This is a genomic window from Streptomyces aureocirculatus (assembly GCF_000720475.1).
Classification (GTDB): Bacteria; Actinomycetota; Actinomycetes; order Streptomycetales; family Streptomycetaceae; genus Streptomyces; species Streptomyces aureocirculatus.
This window is the reverse complement of the sequence record NZ_JOAP01000013.1, coordinates 62,930-84,759: the sequence shown is the minus strand read 5'-3', so window position 1 is coordinate 84,759 and position 21,830 is coordinate 62,930. Positions and strand designations below refer to the sequence as shown.

The 21,830-nt window shown below is 70.0% G+C and carries 26 protein-coding genes, 1 pseudogene and 1 riboswitch; of the genes and pseudogenes, 14 read left to right on the top strand and 13 right to left on the bottom strand.

The features are described from left to right. Positions 1 to 74: 74 nt before the first annotated feature. Positions 75 to 1,361: an MFS transporter gene (locus IG78_RS0114260; protein WP_225882088.1), complete on the bottom strand. Its 1,287-nt coding sequence runs from the start codon at positions 1,359 to 1,361 to the stop codon at positions 75 to 77. Between the two features lie 44 nt (positions 1,362 to 1,405). After that, positions 1,406 to 1,645 carry a hypothetical protein gene (locus IG78_RS50575; RefSeq protein ID WP_199813263.1) on the bottom strand — a complete coding sequence of 80 codons (240 nt, stop codon included), beginning with the start codon at positions 1,643 to 1,645 and terminating at the stop codon, positions 1,406 to 1,408. Between the two features lie 11 nt (positions 1,646 to 1,656). Here IG78_RS50575 and IG78_RS0114250 point away from each other — a divergent pair, with 11 nt between their 5' ends. Then, positions 1,657 to 2,637: a helix-turn-helix transcriptional regulator gene (locus IG78_RS0114250; protein WP_225882089.1), complete on the top strand. Its 981-nt coding sequence runs from the start codon at positions 1,657 to 1,659 to the stop codon at positions 2,635 to 2,637. An 8-nt stretch (positions 2,638 to 2,645) separates the two neighbouring features. On the opposite strand, the gene IG78_RS0114245 is transcribed toward IG78_RS0114250, so the two are convergent. Then, positions 2,646 to 3,494 carry an endonuclease/exonuclease/phosphatase family protein gene (locus IG78_RS0114245; protein ID WP_037685572.1) on the bottom strand — a complete coding sequence of 283 codons (849 nt, stop codon included), beginning with the start codon at positions 3,492 to 3,494 and terminating at the stop codon, positions 2,646 to 2,648. A 319-nt stretch (positions 3,495 to 3,813) separates the two neighbouring features. On the opposite strand from IG78_RS0114245, the gene IG78_RS0114240 reads away from it, so the two are divergent. Both IG78_RS0114240 and IG78_RS0114235 read left to right on the top strand, forming a co-directional pair. Next, the gene (locus IG78_RS0114240) at positions 3,814 to 4,953 is read left to right on the top strand and encodes an FAD-dependent oxidoreductase (protein WP_030562909.1); all 1,140 of its coding nucleotides are present in this window, start codon (positions 3,814 to 3,816) and stop codon (positions 4,951 to 4,953) included. 152 nt (positions 4,954 to 5,105) lie between these two features. Beyond that, the gene (locus tag IG78_RS0114235) at positions 5,106 to 5,333 is read left to right on the top strand and encodes a DUF5133 domain-containing protein (protein ID WP_030562907.1); all 228 of its coding nucleotides are present in this window, start codon (positions 5,106 to 5,108) and stop codon (positions 5,331 to 5,333) included. A gap of 138 nt (positions 5,334 to 5,471) precedes the next feature. Here IG78_RS0114235 and IG78_RS0114230 read toward each other — a convergent pair whose 3' ends face one another. After that, positions 5,472 to 5,915 (bottom strand): ATP-binding protein, encoded by a 444-nt coding sequence (locus IG78_RS0114230; protein WP_051852637.1) that lies wholly within the window; start codon positions 5,913 to 5,915, stop codon positions 5,472 to 5,474. 264 nt (positions 5,916 to 6,179) lie between these two features. Between IG78_RS0114230 and IG78_RS0114225 the strand changes: the two genes are divergently transcribed. The 3 genes and pseudogenes from IG78_RS0114225 to IG78_RS0114215 all read left to right on the top strand — a co-directional run. Next, a complete protein-coding gene (locus IG78_RS0114225) occupies positions 6,180 to 6,566 on the top strand; it encodes a hypothetical protein (RefSeq protein WP_030562903.1) in 387 nt (128 codons plus the stop codon). Positions 6,567 to 6,791: 225 nt separating this feature from the next. Further along, on the top strand, positions 6,792 to 8,249 hold the full coding sequence (locus IG78_RS0114220) for an RICIN domain-containing protein (RefSeq protein ID WP_030562902.1): 1,458 nt from the start codon (positions 6,792 to 6,794) through the stop codon (positions 8,247 to 8,249). A 25-nt stretch (positions 8,250 to 8,274) separates the two neighbouring features. Beyond that, positions 8,275 to 8,673 (top strand): annotated as a pseudogene (locus IG78_RS0114215) (transposase); the annotation flags it as partial. Positions 8,674 to 8,695: 22 nt separating this feature from the next. Here the strand turns inward: IG78_RS0114215 and IG78_RS0114210 are convergent. The 3 genes from IG78_RS0114210 to IG78_RS0114200 form a co-directional block, all read right to left on the bottom strand. Then, a complete protein-coding gene (locus IG78_RS0114210; RefSeq protein WP_225882090.1) occupies positions 8,696 to 9,637 on the bottom strand; it encodes a RimK family alpha-L-glutamate ligase in 942 nt (313 codons plus the stop codon). A 117-nt stretch (positions 9,638 to 9,754) separates the two neighbouring features. Further along, on the bottom strand, positions 9,755 to 10,297 hold the full coding sequence (locus tag IG78_RS0114205; protein ID WP_030562896.1) for a GNAT family N-acetyltransferase: 543 nt from the start codon (positions 10,295 to 10,297) through the stop codon (positions 9,755 to 9,757). A gap of 129 nt (positions 10,298 to 10,426) precedes the next feature. Next, positions 10,427 to 10,849 carry a MarR family winged helix-turn-helix transcriptional regulator gene (locus IG78_RS0114200; protein WP_030562894.1) on the bottom strand — a complete coding sequence of 141 codons (423 nt, stop codon included), beginning with the start codon at positions 10,847 to 10,849 and terminating at the stop codon, positions 10,427 to 10,429. 214 nt (positions 10,850 to 11,063) lie between these two features. Between IG78_RS0114200 and eno the strand changes: the two genes are divergently transcribed. Next, positions 11,064 to 12,371, top strand: a complete 1,308-nt coding sequence (gene eno / locus IG78_RS0114195; RefSeq protein ID WP_030562892.1) for a phosphopyruvate hydratase — start codon at positions 11,064 to 11,066, stop codon at positions 12,369 to 12,371. A 58-nt stretch (positions 12,372 to 12,429) separates the two neighbouring features. Here eno and IG78_RS0114190 read toward each other — a convergent pair whose 3' ends face one another. Continuing rightward, positions 12,430 to 13,035 (bottom strand): TetR/AcrR family transcriptional regulator, encoded by a 606-nt coding sequence (locus IG78_RS0114190; RefSeq protein WP_030562890.1) that lies wholly within the window; start codon positions 13,033 to 13,035, stop codon positions 12,430 to 12,432. A gap of 97 nt (positions 13,036 to 13,132) precedes the next feature. On the opposite strand from IG78_RS0114190, the gene IG78_RS0114185 reads away from it, so the two are divergent. The 3 genes from IG78_RS0114185 (at position 13,133) to IG78_RS0114175 (ending at position 14,819) form a co-directional block, all read left to right on the top strand. Further along, positions 13,133 to 13,552: an SgcJ/EcaC family oxidoreductase gene (locus tag IG78_RS0114185; RefSeq protein ID WP_030562888.1), complete on the top strand. Its 420-nt coding sequence runs from the start codon at positions 13,133 to 13,135 to the stop codon at positions 13,550 to 13,552. A gap of 135 nt (positions 13,553 to 13,687) precedes the next feature. Continuing rightward, positions 13,688 to 14,389, top strand: a complete 702-nt coding sequence (locus IG78_RS0114180) for a GNAT family N-acetyltransferase (protein ID WP_030562886.1) — start codon at positions 13,688 to 13,690, stop codon at positions 14,387 to 14,389. A 244-nt stretch (positions 14,390 to 14,633) separates the two neighbouring features. Continuing rightward, complete coding sequence (locus IG78_RS0114175; RefSeq protein ID WP_225882091.1) at positions 14,634 to 14,819, top strand: hypothetical protein; 186 nt, start codon at positions 14,634 to 14,636, stop codon at positions 14,817 to 14,819. An 85-nt stretch (positions 14,820 to 14,904) separates the two neighbouring features. Here IG78_RS0114175 and IG78_RS0114170 read toward each other — a convergent pair whose 3' ends face one another. Then, the gene (locus IG78_RS0114170; RefSeq protein ID WP_404827696.1) at positions 14,905 to 15,597 is read right to left on the bottom strand and encodes a TetR/AcrR family transcriptional regulator; all 693 of its coding nucleotides are present in this window, start codon (positions 15,595 to 15,597) and stop codon (positions 14,905 to 14,907) included. 95 nt (positions 15,598 to 15,692) lie between these two features. Between IG78_RS0114170 and IG78_RS0114165 the strand changes: the two genes are divergently transcribed. Next, on the top strand, positions 15,693 to 16,382 hold the full coding sequence (locus IG78_RS0114165; RefSeq protein WP_030562881.1) for a nitroreductase: 690 nt from the start codon (positions 15,693 to 15,695) through the stop codon (positions 16,380 to 16,382). Between the two features lie 48 nt (positions 16,383 to 16,430). On the opposite strand, the gene IG78_RS0114160 is transcribed toward IG78_RS0114165, so the two are convergent. Next, entirely contained in the window at positions 16,431 to 17,279 is an 849-nt protein-coding gene (locus IG78_RS0114160) for an AAC(3) family N-acetyltransferase (protein ID WP_037685575.1), read from the bottom strand. Between the two features lie 443 nt (positions 17,280 to 17,722). On the opposite strand from IG78_RS0114160, the gene IG78_RS0114155 reads away from it, so the two are divergent. Then, positions 17,723 to 18,247, top strand: coding sequence for a GtrA domain-containing protein (locus tag IG78_RS0114155; RefSeq protein ID WP_030562877.1), 525 nt, complete (start codon positions 17,723 to 17,725; stop codon positions 18,245 to 18,247). 44 nt (positions 18,248 to 18,291) lie between these two features. On the opposite strand, the gene IG78_RS42095 is transcribed toward IG78_RS0114155, so the two are convergent. Beyond that, positions 18,292 to 18,753 carry a hypothetical protein gene (locus IG78_RS42095; RefSeq protein WP_037685577.1) on the bottom strand — a complete coding sequence of 154 codons (462 nt, stop codon included), beginning with the start codon at positions 18,751 to 18,753 and terminating at the stop codon, positions 18,292 to 18,294. A 36-nt stretch (positions 18,754 to 18,789) separates the two neighbouring features. Then, positions 18,790 to 19,572, bottom strand: a complete 783-nt coding sequence (locus tag IG78_RS0114145; protein ID WP_030562873.1) for an SDR family oxidoreductase — start codon at positions 19,570 to 19,572, stop codon at positions 18,790 to 18,792. Between the two features lie 288 nt (positions 19,573 to 19,860). Between IG78_RS0114145 and IG78_RS0114140 the strand changes: the two genes are divergently transcribed. Beyond that, positions 19,861 to 20,808 carry an RNA polymerase sigma-70 factor gene (locus IG78_RS0114140; protein WP_030562871.1) on the top strand — a complete coding sequence of 316 codons (948 nt, stop codon included), beginning with the start codon at positions 19,861 to 19,863 and terminating at the stop codon, positions 20,806 to 20,808. Here IG78_RS0114140 and IG78_RS44040 read toward each other — a convergent pair. Beyond that, positions 20,798 to 21,043 (bottom strand): hypothetical protein, encoded by a 246-nt coding sequence (locus tag IG78_RS44040; protein ID WP_157855791.1) that lies wholly within the window; start codon positions 21,041 to 21,043, stop codon positions 20,798 to 20,800. The two genes, IG78_RS0114140 and IG78_RS44040, sit on opposite strands and share 11 nt — an antisense overlap. Between IG78_RS44040 and IG78_RS51310 the strand changes: the two genes are divergently transcribed. Continuing rightward, positions 21,033 to 21,620 (top strand): hypothetical protein, encoded by a 588-nt coding sequence (locus IG78_RS51310; protein ID WP_225882092.1) that lies wholly within the window; start codon positions 21,033 to 21,035, stop codon positions 21,618 to 21,620. The genes IG78_RS44040 and IG78_RS51310 overlap by 11 nt on opposite strands. Next, a riboswitch (cobalamin riboswitch) is annotated at positions 21,614 to 21,829 on the top strand. It overlaps the preceding gene by 7 nt. The last annotated feature ends 1 nt before the right edge of the window (position 21,830 follow it).

The window sequence follows — 21,830 nt, the reverse complement described above, 5'->3', positions numbered from 1 at the left end:
GGTGGACGTTCGTCTGGAAGCCGTTCCGCAACGTCCTTGCGGCGCACGGGCTTTCCCAATGTCAGCACGGCCGACTACGCGTGCGCATCGTCTGATTCCTCGCTGCGCTCCGTAGCCGCCGCTCCCTGTCGGGGTCGGGGGCGGCTCCGCGTACCCCAGCGTTCGAGCGCAGGCCCAACAGCGCCCACAGCGGCGAAGAACGCGCCCAGGAGCAGCCAGCCGGATGTGCCAAGACCGAGTACGACGGTGGTGAGGAGGGCGGGGGCGAGTGCCTGGCCCGCGCTGAAGCCGAGTCCGAGGAGCCCTTGGTACTGGCCTTGCGCATGGTCCGGTGCCAGGCCGAAACCAAGCGCGAAGCCACCGGAGGACTCCCAGATCTCCCCGAGGCTGTGGACGAAGATCGCCGCGACCACGAGGGCGGCGGCCGCCCACATGGGAGTGTGCGCGGTGAGGGCCATCATGGGACAACTGACGAGAAAGAGCAGTCCTGCCGTGCGGAACGCCTTGCCGCCATCGCGTGGGGTTTCGATGCGGGATCCGATCCTGGTCTGCAACAGGACGCAGACCGCGGCATTGATCGCGGACACCGTGGCGACGGTCCAGCGCGGTGCGTCCGTGTGCTCGGAGATCCAGATCGGCAGAAGCAGGGACACCACCGGGTACTGGAGTCCCATCGCACCGTAGAGGGCTGTGAAGGTCACGAACGGGCGGTCGGTGAGCGCGATCCAGCGGCGCTGCCGCGGCGGTGACGCCAATGCCCCGTAGTTGGGGAGCAGGAAGAGGAGGAGGGCGCACAGTGCGAAGCTGGCCGCGTTGCCGAGAATGAGTACGGTGTAGGCGGTACGAGTGTTGGCCGTGACCGCGAATCCCGCGCCCACGGTTCCCAGGACGACGCCCAGATTGACGTACGTACGGAGTTTCGCCCTGAACAGCGCCGGACGGTCGGTTCCGACCCTGACCACGAGGGCTCCCCAGGCCGCGCCGCCGACGGCTGCGGCGAGCTGGTCGACGGTGGCGATGACCGTGAGGGCCGCCCAGCTCTCGACCAGTACGAGCGCGGACATCGCCACTGCCTGAACCGCAAGGGCGAGCATCATGATGGTGCGCGGCCCGCGTCGGTCGGCCAGGTGACCGCCCGGTATCCCGGCGAGCAGGCCGATCAGGCCCGCGACGGTGAGGGCGGCGCCCACCTGCACTGCTGGTAGATCCACCACCAACGTGAAGTAGAGCGCCGCCGCCGTGTTGAAGAGCCCGTTGCCGACCCGGTTCACGAAGCTGGCCAGGATCAGAACACGCTCTGACCTGTTACTTCCCGCCATATGCGCTATGCGGCTTCGGCCGGGCGAGCTCTCCTTGATCATGAGCGCAGGCTAACAGCGGCCGCTCACACCGTCATTGGTCACCGTTACGGCGCGAGCGCCGGCTGGTCCGCGGCCCACAGCCAGGACCCGTCCAACTGGCGACGGGCTATCGTGGCGTCGTACGAGCCGGACGCCGTGCTGGCGTTCCCGCCGGGCAGCATCGCGACCGGACATGCGGAGATCCGCAAAGTGTACGAGCAGTTCGTCGCGGCCGCGCCGGTACTCTCGCCGGGCAGGCAGCACCCCGCACTGGTGAGCGGCGACCTGGCCATGACCGCGGCCACGCTGACCAATGATGACATCACCGTCGAGCCGGATGTCCGCGGCCGCGCCCGCCCGCGAGTTGGAGGTGTCCACGCGCACCGTGCTGCGGGACATCGACGCGCTGTCCGCAGCCGGTGTCCCGGTCTTCGCCGAGCGCGGTCGCAACGGCGGGTTCGCCTTGCTGCCCGGCTTCCAGACCGAGCTCACCGGGTTGAACCACGACGAGGCACTTGCCCTGCTGGTCGCCGGATCGCGGCGCGGCGCGCAGGCGTTCGGGCTCGGCGCGGCGCTCGCTTCGGCCATGCGCAAGGTGGTCGACGCGCTGCCCGAGAGCTATCGGGCCACCGCGGCCGGCGCGGCTCAGCGCCTGCTCATCGACCCGGAGACCGACCTCCTCTCGCGCCGTCTCGATGCCGAGGAGGTGCCTGACACCATCGTGTCCGAGGTCCGGCGCGCGGTGTTCGCCGGACACAAGCTGCGCATCCGCTACGCGGCCGTCGACCAGGCCCCGATGTGGCGCACGGTGGACCCGATCGGCCTGGTCACCGTGCGTGGCCAGGGTTATTTGCTGGCCGCGAGGTCCGGCGCGGACCGCACCTACCGGCTGTCCCGGGTCGTGGCCGCCGAGGAACTGGCCGAACCTGCGCAGCGCCCGGACCGGGTCGACCTGGGCCGGGCCTGGCAGGAGCGCGGCACGCGGTTTCGGACCGGCGGCGACCAAGTCACCGTTCTTGTACGGGTGGACCCGGCGCGGCGCCAGGAGCTGGTGGGCACCGTCCTTGCCGTCCTCACCGAAGAAGCCGACACCGACACCGACATCGACACCGACACCGACGCCGACGCCGACGCCGACGCCGACGGAAGGCTGCGGCTTGAGGTGACCTTCCAGGATGCGCGGCACGCCGAATGGGCGCTGTGGCAGCTCGCCACGAGCGCGGAGGCCCTGGCCCCGCAGTGGTTGCGCGACTCCTTGCGCGACCGCGCCACCGCGATCGCCACTTGCTACGAGTGACGTCGGGCCTACCGGGTCGGGGCCAGGTCGGTGTGCACCAAGTGGTGGTCCGAGTACGGAGAAGGACGCACACCGTGCTTGAGCGGAACGAAGTCCCGCAGGAAGACATAGTCGAACTTGAGGTGCCAGTCGGTGGTCGGTTCGCAGGTGCCGGGTCCGGTGGGCAGGGGAAGGCACTGGGGGTCCGCGTCCATGGCCAGTGCCCACATCCTGGTGAGTTCGGGGGTGTCCGGCACGGCGTTGAAGTCGCCGAGAACGATCGCACGCCCGTGCCGGGCGACCTCTTTCGCGAGTACGCGGGTCTGGCCCGCCCGGACCGCTTCCTGGCGGCGCTGGGCGAGGTGGGTGTTGAACACGCGGACGGGCTTGCCGCCCACCCGTGTGGTGACGGCCATGTACCCACGGTCCTCGGACCCGCCGTCGGGGTACTCCACGTTCACACGGTCCGTCATCGGCGCCGCCGAAAGGATCGCCTGGCCGAAGGCCCCCGGGCTCCACGGCCACCCTCCGCAGCGGCTCCGGTTGCGGAGAACCGACCCGTACTCGACGTGGTACACCAGCCCGTGCAGGTTCTTCAGATAGTCCCGGATCCTCTCCACGTCACGTACGCACGCTTCTTGCAGGCCGATGACCTGGGGCGCGTACGCGGCGATCTCCGCGGCCCTGCCGACGTTGTTCTCGTCGCACGGGTTGCAGATGTTCCACGTCATGACCCGGTTCGGCACGGCGTCCTTGACATCTCCCACGGGCAGCGACCTGGCCCAGAGGGCACCGCTCGGTGCGCTGGGTCCGATCAGCATCAGGCAGACCACGGCCATGGCACCCGCGAGCAACCGCGTGCCTCTTCCGAGCACCATTGCCTCCTCAAAGTGATACACGTGGCAACTGACGTCTGACGTCTGATGTCTGGCATCTGACGTCAGGCGTCTGGCATCTGGCATCTGACGTCAGGCGTCTGGCATCTGATGTCTCCAGGCACGAGGTTATGCGACGCAGTTGTCAGAACCGCGTACGGTGCGCCGGATCGCCAGCAGCCCTTGCACGCGGCCGAGGGCGACTGTCGGTCGGCCGTCGATGGCTGTAGGTCCACTGTCGGTGACTTGTCGGCAGTCCACGGCACCTTTGCGGGGACGGCCGCCGGAGATCGCTGGGCGGCCTCGAACCTGAGGAGCTCTCATGCACGACCGCGTCACGATCATCGGCGCCGGACTCGGCGGACTCACGCTCGCCCGCGTCCTGCACTTCCACGGAATACCGGCCACGGTCTACGAGGCGGAGCCCTCCCCCGCGGCGCGTTCGCAGGGCGGGATGCTCGACATCCACGACTACAACGGACAGCTCGCCCTCGAAACCGCCGACTTGATGGACGAGTTCCGCGGTCTCGTCATCGAGGGACGCCAGGCCATGCGGGTCCTCGACCCGGACGGGACCGTCCTGCACGAGACAGCCGACGACGGCAGCGGAGGGCGCCCCGAGGTACTGCGCGGCGAACTGCGGCAGATCCTGGTCGACTCGCTCCCGGTCGGCACCGTCCAGTGGGGGCACAAGGTCGGCAGCGTCCGTACCCTCGGCGAGGGCCGCCACGAAGTGACCTTCGCCGACGGCAGCACCGTTGTCACCAGCCTGCTGGTCGGCGCGGACGGCGCGTGGTCACGGGTCCGGCCGCTGCTGTCCGCCACCACACCCGCGTACATCGGCAAGTCGGTCGTCGAGACGTACCTGTTCGACGCCGACACCCGGCACGCCGCGGCCGCCAAAGCGGTCGGCGGTGGGGCGATGATCGCGCTCACACCGGGCAGGGAGCTCTTCGCCCACCGGGAGAGGGACGACACCCTGCACGCCTATGTGGGGTTGTACGAGTCGCGGGACTGGTTCGCCGCCATCGATTTCACCGATGCCTCCGCGGCCACCGCCCGGATCGCGCGGGAGTTCGCCGCCTGGGCGCCGGAGATCACCGCGCTGATCACCGACAGTGACACCGCTCCGGTCCTGCGCCCCCTCTACGCGCTGCCGACCGGGCACCGGTGGGACCGGGTGCCGGGAGTGACCCTGCTCGGTGACGCCGCCCACCTCTCGGCCCCGAACGGCGAGGGCGCCAACCTGGCCATGCTCGACGGCGCGGAACTCGGCAAGGCCATCGCCGCGCACCCCGACGACATCGAGAGCGCGCTCACCGCGTACGAGCAGGACATGTTCCCCCGCGGCACCGAGGTCGTCACTTTCGAGGGCGCCGAGGCCCACGGGGCCGACACCGAGGGCAGCCCGCCCGAGGCCGTACTCAAGATGCTCAGCGAGCTGGGCCAGCCGCGCGCCTGAGACAGCACGATCACGCGGTGGCCGTGGTCGGAGGTGAGCCCCGAGCCCGTGTAGCCGACGCCACAGAAAACGCTAGGAATGTCGGCAGTGGGCCGGGGCACAAGGGGCGATGCATGAACCCCTGTGATCGGTGGCTGAGAGGGAGGCACCCCATGCTCATGGCACACCCGGCCGTGCTCAAGAACCTGGTCGAGCAGTACGAGACGCTGCGCGCCCTGCACGCGGAGAAGGGCACCGCGGAGGCCCGGCAGCGGATGGACGACGTCGCCTACACGCTGTGCGTGTCGACGGGCACCCGCGACATCGACGCCGCCCTCATCGCCGCCCGGCACCGGCTTCCCGGCGCTCGTACCGAGGACGACTCCGTCCTCGCCGCATGACCTGTGGCCGTCGGCCGACCGGGGAAGGCCCGGTCGGCCGACGAGGCCCAACAGGCAGTCGTCAGTCACGCCCTGCCCGGGGCCGTAGTCACACCCGCCGGGACTCGGGACTGTAGTCACGTCCCACCGGGACCGAAGTCACGCCCCGCCGGGACCGTCGGTCAGGGCGACCACCGCGGTGATGCGCTTGCCCACCGGTTCGCGGTGCACCGCGAACCCCTCGCAGACAGCGATGACGATCTCAAGGCCGTGCTGGCCGACCCGGGCCGGATCCGGCGGCAGGATCGCGGGCAGGGCGGTGCCGCTGTCCCACACGGTCACCGCGACGGCGCCGTCCTGAACCTCCAGTGTCAGCAGGCACGGTCCGGGAGCGTATTTGCGGGCGTTGGTCACCAGCTCGCTGACCACCAGTTGCACCGTGCCCATCGCCCGGCCGGACACCGGAAGCCCGTGCACGGCCTGCACATCCGTCAAGAAGCCCCGGGCCAGATCCCGGGCGGCGCCGATGTCCTCGCTGTCCTCGAACGCCGCAGACACCGAGAGGACGTCGCCGACCAGCGACTCCCGATCGTCGATGGCCACCGTCGCGTACCTGCGGTCCGCCTTGTTTCCCAAGCAGTCCTGTTTCACGCGGACCGTATACCCACGAATCGCCGGGACACCGGTTCCGGAGCGAACTGGTTTCGCCATGGACCACTGCTCCGCGTGCGGGCACTCGTGCGGGCCCCCGGCCCCGTACCAGGGCCTCCGGCCAGGAAACCCGGCTGGCCCTCGCGGAGTGGCCGGGGCGATGGGTGGCGCACAGCCTGTTTAGGGACACGATCCCTACTGAAAGGCACCGCTGCCATGTCTGCTCTGCCCCGCGCCGCCGCGACGGCGCTCATCGCCTCGCTCGCCTTTCTCGGCACCACCGCGACGGCCGCCGCGGCCCCCGCCGCACCGGCCACCGCCCACCAGCAGCCCGCCGACCCCGCCCCCAACCCCGCAGACGGACTCGGCGGGATCCTCACCGGCCTCACCGATCTCGTGACCAAGCTCACCGACCTCCTCAGGCTGCCGATGCTCAACCAGAACGCCAAGAGCACCGACACCACCGCCACCACGACCGACACCCGCCAGCCCACGGGCGAAGATGCCCTTGATGTCGACCTCCCCGACGGCAACGTCCTGGACATGACACCGGACGACCTCAGCCCCATCAACACCGACGCATTCGGCCAGACCGGGCGCTGACCTGCAAAGACACGGCGCACGACCAGCCGCGTACGCGTACGAGTCGTGACGCCGAGGCGGGCCGCGGCGGCGGGGGCAGGCCAGGACGCCTGCGGGCAGGCGCAAGGCCGCCGCATCCGCGCCGACGACAGGGGGCCCTCCGGGGCGGCACCCGTGCCCGCCTGGGCACACCGGTCTGCCTCTAAGGCTCCTGTCGGCCGCCCGCCGCTGCCTTAGCGTCGAGCAGTGAGCCTTTGGACCTCTCTTGAACCAGCATCGGCCACGGTGGAGCCCGGCAGCAGCACAACTGTGCAACTGCGTCTGCGCAACACCGGTGACGTGGTCGACGAGTACCGCTTCGAGCCAGTCGGCGCCCTCGCGCAGTGGATCACGGTGGAGCCCCCCTCGCTACGGCTCTACCCGGGCACGACAGGAACGGTGGAGCTCACCCTCGCCCCGCCGCGCACACCCGACGCGACGGCCGGTCCGAACGCCTACGCGGTGCGCATCACACCCACCGAGCATCCGGAGGCCGTGACCGTCCCCGAGGGGAACCTGACGATCACCTCGTTCACCGAGGTGCGGGCCGAACTGGTGCCGCCGACCGTGAAGGGCCGCTTTCGGGGGCGGTCGAAGCTGGCCGTCGACAACCTCGGCAACACCAAGGTGACCGCGTCGCTGAGCGGCAGCGACAACAGCGAGCAGCTCTCGTACGACATCCACCCGAGCAACATTCAGATCGAACCGGGCCGTGCCGCGTTCGTGAAGGCCACGCTGAGGCCACGAGAGATCATCTGGTTCGGGTCCAAACAGGAGCGTCCTTACACCCTCGCGGTGAAGCGGTCGGGGGTGACACCGCTCGACGTCGAGGGCACCTACGTACAGCGGACTTTTCTGCCCCGCTGGCTCGCCACCTTCCTCGGGGTCTTCCTGGCGCTCGCCATCACCTTCGTCATGCTGTGGATCGCCTACAAACCCAAGGTCAGCAGCAGCGCCCGTGAGCAGCCGCAAGCCGCCGCCAACGCCCTGCCGCCGTCGCCGTCGCCGTCGCTGAAGCCGCCCCAGCCCTCCGACAAGCCTGCGAAGCCGGAGTCCCCCGATGAGGACACTCCCGCCGAGCCGGACCCGTCGGACGAGGCGAAGGGCGGCGGAGGCGGGGACGACGGGGGCGGGGGCGGTGGGGACGAGGAGTCCCCGCAGGCCAAGAAGAAGCCCAAGAAGGTACTTCCCGCCTCCAACATCCTGCTGCGCAACGCGACCACCAAGATGTGCGCGTCCCTCCCGGCGAGCGACTCCGAGTCGGCGGGCCGGGTGGTGCAGTCCAACTGCGACGAGAGCGAAGACGGCCCCCAGCGGTGGGACCTGGAGGTCAAGTACAGCAAACGAGGCCCCGGCGGCTCGGCCCTCTTCCAGATCCGCAACGTCGAGGACCGCAAGTGCGTGGACCTGCCGGACTACGGGGCGCAGCCCATCCGGTCGCCGATCCTTGAGTACGAGTGCGACGGAACGACCGCCGACAACCAACTGTGGTGGCTCGACAAGCAGAAGAGCGGCGAGTACTGGATCCGCAACTACGCCAGCAACAACGAGTGTCTGGACGTGGCCGGTTACAGCACCGGCGGCGACGGCGCCCACCTCACCCTCTTCACCTGCTCCAACACCGACGACCAGGAGTGGCAGATCGTGCGGCCCTCGGAGGACTGAGGCGCGGGTCAGCCGCGCTGAGGGGGACTCCGTGGCAGGCACCCGGCTGCTCAGCCAAGTCGCCGCCGATCGGCCCGACCTGCGCAAGGTCTGGGTCGACGGCGGCTACCGCAAACACTTCGTCGAACACGCCGCCGGCCTCGGCATCGACATGGAAATCACCGCCCGTGCCCGTGGGAGCAGGGGCTTCACCCCGATTCCGAAGCGGTGGGCGGTGGGCGGTGGGCGGTGGGCGGTGGAGCGAACCTACGGCTGGCTGATGCTCCACCGGCGCCTGGCCCGCAATTACGAGGCCCTCCCGGTCCGCTCCGAAGCGATGATCCATATCGCCATGACCGATCTGATGGCCCGCCGCCTCACCGGCGAGAGCACCGTCCCCTGGCGCGACCCGACATCACTGGATCAAATCCGCATCACGGGATGAAACACCGGGATGAAACGACCTCTCAGTCACGGGCAGCCATCCTTCGGGCAACGCACGCCGTGATGGCGGGAGTGATCGAAGCCGCCATCTCCGGTCGCCAGCCCGGAACGGCGTTCACCTCGCAGACGGTGTAGGTGTCGTCGGCGGCGAACAGCAGGTCCACTCCGGCGATGTCGAGGCCGAGGGCGCGTGCCGCGCGGACGGCCAGTTCGTCTGCCTCCGGATAGCGGCCCGTGCACACGTCGGCGGTACCGCCCTTGGCGATGTTGGCGGTGAGGGTGCCGTTGTGGGAGGTGTGCAGGACCGCGCTCACGGGCTCGCCGTCGACGACGATCACGCGCAGGGTGCGGCCGTGCGAAGGGGCCACGTGCTCCTGGAAGAGGAAGGGCGCCTCTTGTGCGAGGCTGCCGGCCACTTCGCGCAGCAACTGCGTGTCGGGGGCGAGGAAGACCTGCCCGCCCTTGGCGCCGCTGACGGACTTCACCACGCACGGCGTTTCCAGGTCGGGGCTGCGCAGGACGCCTTCCAACGGGGCGGTGGCGTAGGAGAGGGTGTCGGGCACCGGCACTCCGGCCACGGCGAGTTCCTGCAGTTGCCATACCTTGTTGCGGGACTTGAGCTGGGCGTCCAGGGTGTTCACGAGGGTGCTGCCCATGCGTTCGAGGTGCCGGAGCAGGGTGACCTCGCGGTCGCTGCGCATGGGTCCTGCCACCTGGCGTACACACACCACCGCGGGGGCGGGCAGATCCGCGCCGCCCAGGGTGCGCAGTACCAGCCTCCCGCCCTGGACGCCGAAGAGCAGTTCGTCGGTGTGCCAGACCGCGAAGCGGGGGCCGTGGACATCGGCGAGCGCCGTGGCGAGTTCGCGGGTGGACCGTCGCAGCACAGCCGGACGCTGCCGCACCAGCATCCACACATCGGCGAGTGCCGGAGCGGTCGACAGGGCTCGGCGCGCTGTGTCCACTCCGGCTCCTCATCTCTTCACGGCCACCGCTTGATCTCTTCACGGCCACCGCCTGCGGTCCGCCGGACGGGCCGGTCTCACTCGCGGGAGCCCGCCGAGTGTACGACAGCCGGCAGCCTAACCCTCTGTGCCCGGCTTCCAGTCCTCGGCGAGGAGCCCGAGCAGGACCTCGTCCAGGAACTCGCCGAGGACCCATGCCGAGGAGCGCAGCACGCCCTCGCGGACGAAGCCGTTGCGCTCGGCGGAGCGCAGCATCGCGGCGTTGTCCGCCAGCGTCTCGATCTGCAGCCGCTGTAGGCCACGTACGACGAAGCCGTAGTGGCACAGCACCGCGACCACGTCGGTGCCGTAGCCCTTGCCCCGGGCCGATGGCAGCAGGCCGAGGCCGATGTGCGCGTTTCGGTGGTGGTTGTCTATGCCCCACAGCGTCGCGGTACCGACCAGCGTGCCGCTCTCCAGCTCCACCACGGAGAACGGGACGACCTCTTCCACCTTGTCGTCCACCACGAGCCGCGAGTCCTTCGAACCCGGCGTGATCGGCCGCCACGGCCGGCCTTCGGCCCGCGAGCCGTTGACCACGTCGTCGTAGAGCTCGGTCCGCAGGACCGGGATGTCGTCGTCGTACCGGGCCCTGAGCCCGACCTTGTCTCCCTTAAGCATGCACGCTTCCTATCCGACCGGGCTGACCTGCGGCAAACCAATAAACGGTGGTCCCGGTCGGCACCGGGCGCCGCCTCCCCCGGCAGGCAGTCTCTGCTCGCGGGATCTGCTCGCGGATCTGCTCGCGGGCTAGCGTGCGGCGAGCCGCTCCAGCAGGGTGGCGCTCCGCGCCAGCAACGCCCGCTCCTCGTTGGTGAGTTCGGCCTCGATGGCCTGCGCGAGCCAGCCGACCCTGCGGCCACGCTCCGCTTGGAGCGCGGCCCGGCCCGCGTCCGACAACTCGACGAGGGACTTGCGGCCGTCCGTGGGGTGCGCCCGGCGCGTGATCAGGTTCTGCTCCATGAGGAGACCCACCGCACGGGCCATCGACTGGGGGCGCACGTGCTGATTGACGGCGAGGTCACTGGTGGTCATGGCGCCCTCGCGGTCGAGCGCGCCGAGCACGGCGACCTGACCCAGCGGGATGCGGTCCTCGTGTTTGACGCGTCGGGTGAGCTTGCCCATGGCGGTGCGCAGTTCGGCGGCGATGGCGGCAGCTTCCGAGGTGGGCATAGGGGATTTTACCCCGTTGGCCAGCAAAGCTGTGCACCTGACCTGCACAGGAATGCTGTGCACCCGACCTGCGCAGGAATGCTGCACAGCATTGCTGTACAGCGACACTGAACAGCCAAACTGCGCAGCATTGCTGTACGGTTTACTTTGTCGGGCTCAGCGCCAGCGTTGTCGCAGCCGGGGCCACGGCACACGACAACGGGGAGGACCTCCCATGTCCACACACGCAGCCACGACCATCAGCGCCGCCGTCGAGACCGTCACCGCCCGCCGGATCATCGACAGCCGGGGCAACCCCACGGTCGAGGTCGACGTCGTCCTCGCGGACGGATCCCTGGGGCGCGCAGCCGTCCCCTCCGGCGCCTCCACCGGCGCCCGGGAGGCCGTGGAACTGCGCGACGGGGACTCCGCGCGCTGGCACGGCAAGGGCGTCGACCGCGCGGTGGCCCACGTCAACGGGGAGATCGCGGCAGCCGTGCGCGGCCGGGACGCGGCGGACCAAGCGGGCCTTGACGCCGCGCTCGTCGCCCTCGACGGCAGCGCCACGAAGTCCCGGCTCGGCGCCAACGCGGTCCTCGGCGTCTCGCTCGCCGCCGCCAAGGCCGCCGCGGCGGCCCACCGCCAACCCCTCTACCGCTACCTCGGCGGCGCCGACGCCCACCTCCTGCCGCTGCCGATGATGAACATCGTCAACGGCGGCGCCCACGCCGACAATCCGCTGGACTTCCAGGAGTTCATGATCGCGCCCGTGGGCGCGGACACCTTCGCCGAAGCCGTCCGCATGGGCAGCGAGGTCTTCCACACCCTGCGCCGCGACCTGTTGGCCGCCGGGCACTCCACAGGCGTCGGCGACGAGGGCGGCTTCGCGCCCGCGCTGCGTACCGCCGAGGAGGCACTCGACTTCGTGATGACCGCCATCGAGCGCACCGGCTACCGCCCCGGCACGGACATCGGCCTGATCATGGACCCGGCGTCGTCGGAGTTCTTCCGCGACGGCGTGTACGACTACACGGGCGAGGGCGTGCGCCGCTCCCCCTCCGAACAGGTCGACTACCTGGCGAAACTCATCGACGCCTACCCCGTCGTCTCCATCGAGGACCCGATGGCGGAGAACGACCTGGACGGCTGGCGCGAGTTGACCACCCGCGTCGGCGACCGCTGCCAGCTCACCGGCGACGACGTGTTCTGTACGAACGAGACGCTCCTGCGCGAGGGCATCCGCACCGGCGTCGGCAACTCGGTCCTGGTCAAGGTCAATCAGATCGGGACCCTGACCGAGGCGCTCGCCACGGTGGCCACGGCCCACCGGGCGGGCTGGACGGCCGTCATGTCGCACCGCTCGGGCGAGACGGAGGACACCACCATCGCGGATCTCGCGGTGGCGACCGGCTGCGGCCAGATCAAGACCGGCTCGCTCTCCCGCTCCGACCGCACGGCGAAGTACAACCAACTGATCCGCATCGAAGAGGAGCTGGGCGACTCGGCGCGCTTCGCGGGCCGCTCCGCCCTGCACCGGGCGTGAACAGCCGACGAGAACCGATTGTTCGGGGACCCCGCCCCCTCCAACCTGCCGGACCGCTCTACCCCAGGACGGCCGTGACCAGGGTGCGCTTGAGCCACGCCTCGTAGTCGTCGTGCGACCAGCCGGCGTCCGCGACGAGACTGTCGTGGACGCCTGCGCTCAGCAGCGCGGTCACGATGTCGGCGGCTCGCGGGTCGACCGGGTGGCCTGAGGCCCGGATGCGGTCGACGACTGTTTCGACGCCAAGGCGGTGGCGTCGTCCCGCCTCGGCCTGCGTCGCCGCGATGTCGGGGTCGACCGCGGCACCCGAGGTGAGCATCGCGACGATGTCGCCGCAGCGCTCCCTGACCTGGCGGCTGATGGTGGCCAGTGTGCCGAGGAGTTCGGCCGGGTCCGTGACCGACTCGGAGGCGGCGATCAGGTCGGGAATTCCTGCTTCGTCGTCGAGCAGGTCGACGAGGCCGATGAGGACACCCGCCTTCGAGCCGAAGTGCGCGTAGATGGTCTGCGGTACGACACCGGCCTCCTGGGCGATGAGCCGGATCGGCGTACGGGCGTAGCCGCGCTCGGCGAACAGCCCACGGGCCGCGCCGAGGATCGCGCGCAGGGTCAGCGCCTCGCGACGGTCGCGCAGCCGGACGACACCGGGCAGGTCCGCTGACAAGGTAGACTCCTCACTAGAACGTCGTTCCATTTAATAGATCGCAGTTCTAGGTTAGCGGGAGTGATGACGTCATGACCTCTCCACGCCCATCGACGAGATGCTCACCGGAATGGCACACGCGTGGAACGCCGGGGACGGGGCCGCGTGGGCGGCGCACTTCGCACAGGACGCCGACTTCGTGGACGTGGTGGGCCGGATACAGCACGGCCGCGCGGTGATCGCCGAAGAGCACCAGAAGATCTTCGACACGATCTACCGCGGCAGTCGGCTCACCATCGAGTATGTGAACAGCCGTCAGCTCACGGACGGGCTTCTGCTGCTGCACACCACCTCGACCCTGTCCGTACCCGAAGGGCCGCGGGCGGGCGTGTGGCACGCGATCCAGACCAAGGTCGTCCGGGACGGGGAGATCCTGGCGTTCCACAACGGCATGCGGATGGATCTGGCGGACTTCACGCACGAGGACGAGGAACTGGCCGACCGCGCTCCGCGGGAGTGGCGGCGACAGCAGCCCTGAAGCCTGTCGGTTCCTGTGAACCCCGTGACGGCTTGTTCCGATACCGGTGAGCGGAGCGGCCAACTCCGATTACCCAGGTGCTGAGCGGACCACCCCGATGCCGGTGAGGAGCGCCGTACTGCAAAGATCAGGCGCGTGAACAGTGATATCGCCGCGATCGACAACCCTGTGGCCGAGTCCCTGCTCGGCCCGCACGCGCAGTTGGGCCGACGGCTCGGGCAGGCAGCCACGTATCTGCCGGGAGTCGCGACCTTCTGCGCGCTGCCGACCAAGCCCGACGCGGCCGACTGGTCCGACCTGGCGCGGTTGCTCGGCAGCGGCGGCTTCGCCGACATGTTCAGCAACCCGGCGGTTCCGCCACCGGACTGGGACCCGGTCTTCGAACTCGAGGGCCGACAGATGATCTGGCCCGCCGGGCACCCGCTCGATGTCACGGAGTCGATACCCGGCGCCGCGGTAGTGGATCTCGGCCCGGACGACGTGCCCGAGATGCTCGACCTCGTCGCGCGGGCCGCGCCGGGGCCGTTCGGGCCCCGCACCTGTGAACTCGGCGTCTACCTCGGTATACGCGTACAAGGAAGCCTGGTGGCGATGGCGGGCGAGCGGCTGCGCCCCCCGGGCTGGACCGAGATCAGTGCGGTGTGCACTGCCCCTGAGGCACGCGGCCAGGGCCACGCGGGCCGCTTGGTGCTCGCGCTGGCCGAACGCGTTCTGTCCCGGGGCGAACGGCCGTTCCTGCATGTCGCCGACGCGAACTCCGGCGCCATCGCGCTCTATGAGCGGCTCGGTTTCGAAACCCACGTGGCTGTGACCTTCCGGGGTTATCGCACCCCGTGACCTCGCCGCTCGCGATCACCGGGAACGGGGATCGAAGTCGGAGCACCCTCGACCGACTCGGCGTCGGGAGCGTACCGGTGTCACGGTCGGCAGTTTCAGGGGGCTCCGCCGAAGATCTGACGAGCAGCGTGCTCCCGGCGGGGCACCCACTCGCTCGCCAGGCACGTCGACGATCTCGCCGAGCTGCTCGACGCGTGGAACTGCCCGCACGGAACTTCTCGGTGGGGCCGAGGACCCCCGTCCGATGTCCGCGCTCGACACGCTCGCGCTCCGGCTCGCTCTTCCGCTGACCCGGATCGAAGGCGCGGGGCACGAGCCCTGGATGGAACAGCCCGACGCGGTACGTACACGGCTGCGGCGATTTGTACGAGGTGCCGTGGACACGCAAGGCGCCGTGGACACGCGGGACTTCGGCGGGTTCGCGGGCTGACCTCATCCCGGGGGGCGCGTCCCAGGGCCCACGCTCGGCCACCGCCGGGTCCACGGGCGCCCGCGACCCGGGCCGTCCAGGTCGTTCAGGTCGCCTCGGCCAGGGCCCGTTCCAGGAGGATCTCCGCGGCCATCCGCGCGTACTGACCGTAGTCCGCCTGGTTCAACACCATGGCACGGCTGGCCGCCCCGTCCGCGAGGGTCACCAACTGCTCGGCGAGCACGCCGGGTTCCGCGCAGCCGAGCTCGGTGACCAGCGCGGTGACCAGCTCCGCCATCAACAGTTTCTGCTCTCGGGCATAGACGTGGATCGGGTTCCGCGGGTCGGGGAACTCCGCCGCGGCGTCGATGAACGGGCACCCCCGTACGGCCGTGGCATCGGTGGCTGGCGGGTCGAACAGCCGCAGGATCCGTTCCCGGGGATCGAGGTCCGCGCGGGTCAGCACGCCCTCCAGGGTGTTCCCCGACGACGCGAGCGCCTGCAAGTGGGCGAGCACCAGATCGCTCTTGGTCCGGAAGTGGGCGTAGAGCGTGCGCTTGGAGACCGGCGCCTCCTCGGCGACCTGCTCCATGCCGGTCGCGGTGATCCCCTGGCAGGCGAAGAGGCGGGCGGCGGCGGCCAGGATGCGTTCCCGTGCGCCGTGCCCGCGCCGCTGCGCCGTACCGGACGTTCCGATCGCCTCGGTCGTACCGGGTGCGCCGGGTGTCCCGGTTGTCCCGGTCGTCCCGGTCGTCCCGGTCGTCCCGGTCGCCTTGGTCATCTTTGTCGTCGCAGCCATGGAGCAAGTATACGGCGGCGTTTACTTCTGACGGAGCGAGAGGTTAGGGTCGGGCACTGAGGTAAACGCTACCGTTTACAACTGAGGAGCACTCCATGGACCGATCCGTCCGCACCGAACTGAGCGGCAGCACGGAGAAACTGATTCGCAGCCGACGCGCCGTCCGCGCGTTCCGGCCCGACGCCGTGCCCCACGAGACCATGCGCGCGATCTTCTCGCTCGCCGGCGCCGCGCCGTCGAACTCCAATGCACAGCCCTGGCGGGTGGAGGTGGTCAGCGGCACGCCGCGCGACCGCCTGGCGGACTCCCTCCAGGCGGCACATGCCGCACAGCGCACTTCCGTCGACTTCCCGTACGACGAGGACATGTACTCACCTGTGCAGCAGGAGCGACGGGCCGCCTTCGGCACGCAGTTGTACGGAGCCCTGGGCATCGGCCACGCGGACCACGCGGCGCGTGCGGCTTACGACGCCGAGAGCCTGCGGTTCTACGGCGCGCCACATGTGGCGTTCCTCTTCGTCTCCGACCGCGATGACGCACGGTTGGCCGCGGACGCCGGTGCCTATATGCAGACGTTGCTACTGGCGATGACCGGGTACGGCGTGAACTGCTGCCCCCAGGGCCTGCTGAGCTTCTACGCCGACACCGTGCGCGAAGAACTCGGCATCACCGGAGGAAAGCTGCTCGTGGGGGTCTCGTTCGGTTACGCCGATGACACCGCGCCGGTGAACCAGGTCACCACCGAGCGCGCCGCTCTGGAGGCCACGACGACGTTCCACGGCTAGGCGGCCGCGTTCGGGGCGGCGGGGGGACCAGGGAGGGGCCGGATTGCTTCACCCCAGGGAAACCGGGCCGACCGGGCCGCCCGCCACCGAATCCCTGCAGGCGAGGCAGTCGCTGTCCGCGCACTGGGTCACGCTCTGATCGGCGGTCATGGCTGCGACCGCGGCGGCCAGGGTCTCCTTCGCCGGGTAGGCGCTCCACCGGGACCCACTCACCGTGACGCTGCGCGCCAGCGGCCGCAGCCACGGTTCCAGGCGTGGGAATCCCTCCGAGCACGACCCCGTCTCCACCATGATCACTCTGTTGTCGGCCGCTCGGGCCCAGCGAACCGGCAGCCGTCGACCGGAGCTCTGTTCGGCGAGGTGGAGCGCAGTCATCCTGTTCAGTTCCACGCCCAGCAGCAGTATGGCGCCGTTCTCGTCCGCGAGGGTACGCACAGGTCCGTACACGTCGGTCGGAGTTTGCGCGGCGACGAGTTCGGCGGCCTGCGGGCCCAGCGCCGCGAACGAATTGAGCGGGTGCCCCCCTCGCCGCGCCTCGCCGCGGGCGAGCAGTCGGGCCGGGAGCGCACCCATGCCCGCGTCGATGACGCCGCAGTCGACGGTGTAGTGGGCGGCGGACGCCCCGGGCCGATCAGCCGACTCGTCGGGCAGGGACGCGTAGTCGATGCCGTTGCGGGCCGGGCGCATCGTGGTCGGCGGGACGACGGCGAACTGCGGCGCGGTGAACGTCGGGACCAGGACCGTGCAGCCGCGGGAGAGCAAGGCGTCCAGAACAGCGTCCGCGCCACCCTCTACGGGCATGGCGAAGGAACGAAGTGACGTATGAACCATGACCGGTTGCTGCGTCAGCGCCAGTTCGTCGACCGCCGCGGCGAGCTGTTCGGCAGTGATCTCCATTGTGTCGCGTTCCCCTCTGTTCTGTCTGGTGCTCCGCGTGGTCCGCGTGGTCCGCGTGCTTTGCGTGCCCTATTGCGCGTGCTTTGCGTGCCTTGCGTGCTTTGCGTGCTTTACGTGGCGCGCGTGATGTGCGTGATGTGCGTGGTGCGCCGTGAGGCTGTGAGACGTTTCCGGGCAGCATCGCCTTTTTGGCCGAGCAGGACCAGGGCCCAGGCCAATTTTCCATGCCCCCACAAACATCGATCCCGCCCCACTCTCCTGACCTGGGGATACTCAAGCCTCGCGTACACATGACACCAACCATGCCACGCATGGCACCACTAGTGGCTCGTGATGGTGCCACTTGTGTGCCATACTGGCAGCACGAGCAACGCCCGCCTCGGCTTCACAAGCCGAGGCGGGCGCGTGTCGCGAGGTGAGCCGTCTGAAGGGGTGGGCAGGGCATGAAGACAGCGCAGGGCCAAGAGCAGTCGACACCCGGGGCCTTCACCGCTTTTGTCCGCTTCGTGCTCTGCGGCGGTGGGGTGGGGCTCGCCTCCAGCTTCGCCGTGGCGGCTCTCGCCTCCTGGATCCCCTGGGTGCTTGCCAACGCCCTGATCACCGCCGTCTCCACGCTCCTCGCCACCGAACTGCACGCCCGCTTCACCTTCGGTGCGGGCGGGCGCGCGACCGGGCGCCAGCACGTGCAGTCGGCCGGGTCCGCGGCGGCTGCGTACGCGGTGACCTGCCTGGCGATGCTTGTCCTGCAACAGTTGGTGGCGGCGCCCGGCGCGGTCCTAGAGCAGGTCGTCTATCTGTCCGCGTCCGCACTCGCCGGTGTCGTGCGGTTCGCCGTACTGCGTCTCGTCGTCTTCGCACGGCACCGCTCGCAGACCGCGGCCACCGTCCGCACCTCCCGTCCCGTGCCCGCGACCGTGACCGGCACCTCGGCCCCGGCCGGCGCCGCGGCACTCTGCCGCGCCGCCTGACCGTCTCCCCGGGCGACGTCTGCACGGTGACTGTCACCGAGCGGTCAGGGGGCTGCCCCTGGGCGAGCCACGCGGAGCGTGAAGGCCCGCAGGACGAGTGCCGTCTCCATCGCGCACAGGGCCACGCCGAGGGTGACATGCGCGGCGAGCGAGCTCTGCAGACCCAGCGCGGTCTGCGTGAAGGTGGCCAGGAGGATGCCGACGGTGGCCTTCAGCGGCCACGTCAGCCGGCGGTTGCCGCGCCACAGCAGGACGGCGGCCACGACCTGAAGGAACACCAGGAGCTCGAAGACGTAGGCGTTGAAGCCGTGCGGGTCGATCGAATCGACGTCACCGTTCAACAGCATCCCGGCGAGCAGGCCCTGCACCAGGGTCTCAAGACAGGCAAGGGCGGCCACGACCCGCAGCAGTGTCACCGGGCCACGACCGCTCACCACCGGGGCCGTCATGACCGCCGTGCCCGCCCTGCCCCGGGAAGGCTCACCCTCGGCAGAGGTGTCGTACATCGAAGTCCCCTCTTCTTGTTGCCACTTGGCCATGCATCACGTACTGGCCGGACAGGCCTGGGTGTCGAGCCACTCCTGGAAGGTGGGACCGGCGAGTGTGGCGTGCGGGCGCGGCAGGAACGCGCCGGCCGCCGCGATCTCGGCGTCGGGCATGCCGGAGCCGTCCACCTCGACGACCTGGATGCCTCGGCGGGCCCCCAGGAGTTTCGCCGCATCGGCCATGGTCTCCGTGCGGGGCCCGGCGATCTCGGGGATCGGCGTTCCGGGAGCCGCCTGGGCGGGCGCGTCGGGGTCTTCCGCCAGCGCGACCAGCGTTTCGGCCACGGTGCGGCAGGCCACGAGCTGGGTGGGCAGGGTCGGGATGTAAGCGACGTCGCCCTGCTGCCAGTCCAGGAGCTGACCGACGAATTCATGGAACTGCGCGGCCCGCAGGATGCGAGCGGGCAGCGGGCAGGACAGGTGGGCTTCCTCGTGCACCTGTTGGGCGGCGACGAACCCGGCGGTGGCCTTGTCGGCGCCGATGATGGACACGGCGACGGCCCGGCCGACTCCCGCCTGCCGGCCGGTCTCGTGCAGGTTGCGGGTGGCGGTGCGGAAGAACTCCGTGGCGGCCTCCCGGTCGGAGGCGTGCCATGACGCGACGTCGATGATGACGTCGACCCCGGCGAGCGCCTCGGCCAGGCCCGTACCGGTGATGATGTCCACGCCGGTGGCGCGGGACATCGGTACGACCTGGTGCCCCCGTTCCGCGAGGACGTCCACGACGTGACGTCCCAGCCGCCCGGTCGCTCCTGCCACTGCGAACTTGCTGGTGCTCATGTGCCCTTCCCTGGCGTGTGCTGACGGTGCCCGAGTGATGCGGCGGCACACACCGGGCTCGCCGATCGACGGGCCGCGCTATCGGTGCGTGCGCTCCGAGTTGTTCGTTTCACGCGGCGTTCTGACGAACACGAGACGTCGGCGCCCCGGCGTCCGTAACAGTCGAGGCCGTGTGACCCAGGCCACCGGTCAGGGGTGTTACAGAACGGCGGGGACCGGCGTCTCATGCGTGGACAGCGCTGGAGCAGAGCTGGAGCACAGCCGGGAACGAACAGGCAGGAGCCAGGTATGAGCGAGGACAGCGGACGAACCACGGGCACGGCCGAACCGCTCGCTCGTGCCGACCGGGTGGAGACGGTGGACTCCGCCACCGAGGTGTTCGTCGCCCACCGCAATCTGCTGTTCACCGTCGCCTACGAAATGCTCGGTTCGGCCGCCGACGCCGAAGACGTCCTTCAGGAGACCTGGCTGCGCTGGGTCGGCGTCGAACCGGCGACCGTGCGGGAGGAACGTGCCTACCTGGTGCGGATCGTCACCCGGCAGGCACTGGACCGGATGCGTGCCCTCGGTCGGCGCAAGGAGTCCTACGTCGGGCCGTGGCTGCCCGAGCCGTTGCTCACCGCGCCGGACGTGGCCGAGGACGTCGAGCTCGCCGACAGCATCTCGATGGCGATGCTGCTGGTCCTGGAGACGCTCGCGCCCGTGGAACGGGCGGTGTTCGTACTGCGCGAAGTGTTCGACGTCGAATACGACGAGATCGCCCAAGCCGTCGGCAGGACCCCGGCCGCGGTCCGCCAGCTCGCCTATCGGGCACGGGCACACGTCGCCGCGCGCCGACCGCGCGGCACCGTCTCCCCGGCCCAGACCCGAGCCGCCCTCCAGGCCTTCCAGCGCGCGGTCGAGACCGGCGAGTTGCAGAGCCTGCTCGACATCCTCGCACCCGACGTCGTCGCCCTGAGCGACGGCGGCGGAGTCAAACACGCCCTGCTGCGGCCCATCGTGGGCGTGGACAAGGTGTCCCGCCTGCTGGCGGGCGGCTGGTGGAGGCGCGACGCCGTGAGGTCGGTCGAGCCGGTCCAGATCAATGGTGGCCCGGGGCTGCTCGTCCGGGTCGACGGGGAGGTCGACGGCGTCGTGGCCGTGCGGGTCGAGAACGGCTACATCACCGGGGCCTACCACGTCCGCAACCCCGAGAAGCTGTCGCGCGTGGCGAAGGAGAACGCGGTCAGCCGCTGACCCTGCCCGCTGCCGGACCTGGCGCGCGCTCCGGGACCTCCATATGGGCGAGGACACGGGCGGCTCCGTCCGGGCTGAAGGCGTCGTCGATGGCCTCGGCCGCCCCCTCGGCGGCTTCGGCGGAGCGCGGCAGGAGGACCCTTTCGTAAACGGTGACGGCCTCGTCGACGGTGGGCCTTTCGATGAGGGCCTCGGCGAGGCCCGCGCCGTCGAGCATGGCGAGATTGGCGCCCATCCCCGAGAAGGGGGACAAGCGCGTCGCGCACAGCAGGGGTGTCGGCGAGGTCGAGCCCGTCCTTCCGGCACCAGTCCTCGTCGGTGCGCATGGCTACGTAGACGCGTATGTGTCCCCCGCTGTTGCGCTGGCCGACGAAGCCCTGCCGGTTGTGGAGGGCCATCATGGTGCCGGCGGCGGTCAGGGCGGCGAGGCGGGGATGACGGATGTCGGTGTCGTCGAAGCCGGTCTCGACGAAGGTGACGCCGGTGTAGCGGGGTGTGGCGTTCGTCAGCGGGCGGCGCACCTTGGACCAGGCGCCGTCGGCGCCGATGATGAGATCGGCGTCGGTAGCGGTGCCGTCGGTGAAGTGCAGTCGGTGGACGCCGTCGCCGAGGGGTTCGACGCGGGCGAGACGGTGGGCCCTGCCCGGGTGATCGCCGAGGAGAGCGGCCTGCCCGCGGACGGCCCGGCCTGCACGGCGTTGGCCCACTTCGCCCTGGAGGCACCCGTACCGCCCCGCACCCAAACCGTGTCCGAGATCACTTCCCGCCGCGCGAACAGCGCTGCCCAAGAAGCCGGTGACCCTCTAACCTGACCTGTGCAGCCGGTTCGCCCTGTCCGCCAGACAGACGCGTCGTAAGAGGGAACCCGGTGGGAATCCGGGACTGCCCCGCAGCGGTGAGTGGGAACGAACGCCGTCATACGCACTGGACCCAGCCGGGTCCGGGAAGCGACGGCCAGTAGGAATCTGCTTCGGCAGACGCGTCCACGAGTCCGAAGACCTGCCCGTTGCCCGCACGTGACC

What these genes read in the sequence shown, in the direction of transcription:
- IG78_RS0114260 (WP_225882088.1), bottom strand. Translation starts at nt 1,361, where the DNA reads ATGATCAAGGAGAGCTCGCCCGGCCGAAGCCGCATAGCGCATATGGCG.
- IG78_RS0114250 (WP_225882089.1), top strand. Translation starts at nt 1,657, where the DNA reads ATGACATCACCGTCGAGCCGGATGTCCGCGGCCGCGCCCGCCCGCGAG.
- IG78_RS0114245 (WP_037685572.1), bottom strand. Translation starts at nt 3,494, where the DNA reads ATGGTGCTCGGAAGAGGCACGCGGTTGCTCGCGGGTGCCATGGCCGTG.
- IG78_RS0114240 (WP_030562909.1), top strand. Translation starts at nt 3,814, where the DNA reads ATGCACGACCGCGTCACGATCATCGGCGCCGGACTCGGCGGACTCACG.
- IG78_RS0114235 (WP_030562907.1), top strand. Translation starts at nt 5,106, where the DNA reads ATGCTCATGGCACACCCGGCCGTGCTCAAGAACCTGGTCGAGCAGTAC.
- IG78_RS0114225 (WP_030562903.1), top strand. Translation starts at nt 6,180, where the DNA reads ATGTCTGCTCTGCCCCGCGCCGCCGCGACGGCGCTCATCGCCTCGCTC.
- IG78_RS0114205 (WP_030562896.1), bottom strand. Translation starts at nt 10,297, where the DNA reads ATGCTTAAGGGAGACAAGGTCGGGCTCAGGGCCCGGTACGACGACGAC.
- IG78_RS0114200 (WP_030562894.1), bottom strand. Translation starts at nt 10,849, where the DNA reads ATGCCCACCTCGGAAGCTGCCGCCATCGCCGCCGAACTGCGCACCGCC.
- eno (WP_030562892.1), top strand. Translation starts at nt 11,064, where the DNA reads ATGTCCACACACGCAGCCACGACCATCAGCGCCGCCGTCGAGACCGTC.
- IG78_RS0114185 (WP_030562888.1), top strand. Translation starts at nt 13,133, where the DNA reads ATGCTCACCGGAATGGCACACGCGTGGAACGCCGGGGACGGGGCCGCG.
- IG78_RS0114175 (WP_225882091.1), top strand. Translation starts at nt 14,634, where the DNA reads ATGTCCGCGCTCGACACGCTCGCGCTCCGGCTCGCTCTTCCGCTGACC.
- IG78_RS0114170 (WP_404827696.1), bottom strand. Translation starts at nt 15,597, where the DNA reads ATGGCTGCGACGACAAAGATGACCAAGGCGACCGGGACGACCGGGACG.
- IG78_RS0114165 (WP_030562881.1), top strand. Translation starts at nt 15,693, where the DNA reads ATGGACCGATCCGTCCGCACCGAACTGAGCGGCAGCACGGAGAAACTG.
- IG78_RS0114160 (WP_037685575.1), bottom strand. Translation starts at nt 17,279, where the DNA reads ATGGAGATCACTGCCGAACAGCTCGCCGCGGCGGTCGACGAACTGGCG.
- IG78_RS0114155 (WP_030562877.1), top strand. Translation starts at nt 17,723, where the DNA reads ATGAAGACAGCGCAGGGCCAAGAGCAGTCGACACCCGGGGCCTTCACC.
- IG78_RS42095 (WP_037685577.1), bottom strand. Translation starts at nt 18,753, where the DNA reads ATGTACGACACCTCTGCCGAGGGTGAGCCTTCCCGGGGCAGGGCGGGC.
- IG78_RS0114145 (WP_030562873.1), bottom strand. Translation starts at nt 19,572, where the DNA reads ATGAGCACCAGCAAGTTCGCAGTGGCAGGAGCGACCGGGCGGCTGGGA.
- IG78_RS0114140 (WP_030562871.1), top strand. Translation starts at nt 19,861, where the DNA reads ATGAGCGAGGACAGCGGACGAACCACGGGCACGGCCGAACCGCTCGCT.
- IG78_RS44040 (WP_157855791.1), bottom strand. Translation starts at nt 21,043, where the DNA reads ATGGGCGCCAATCTCGCCATGCTCGACGGCGCGGGCCTCGCCGAGGCC.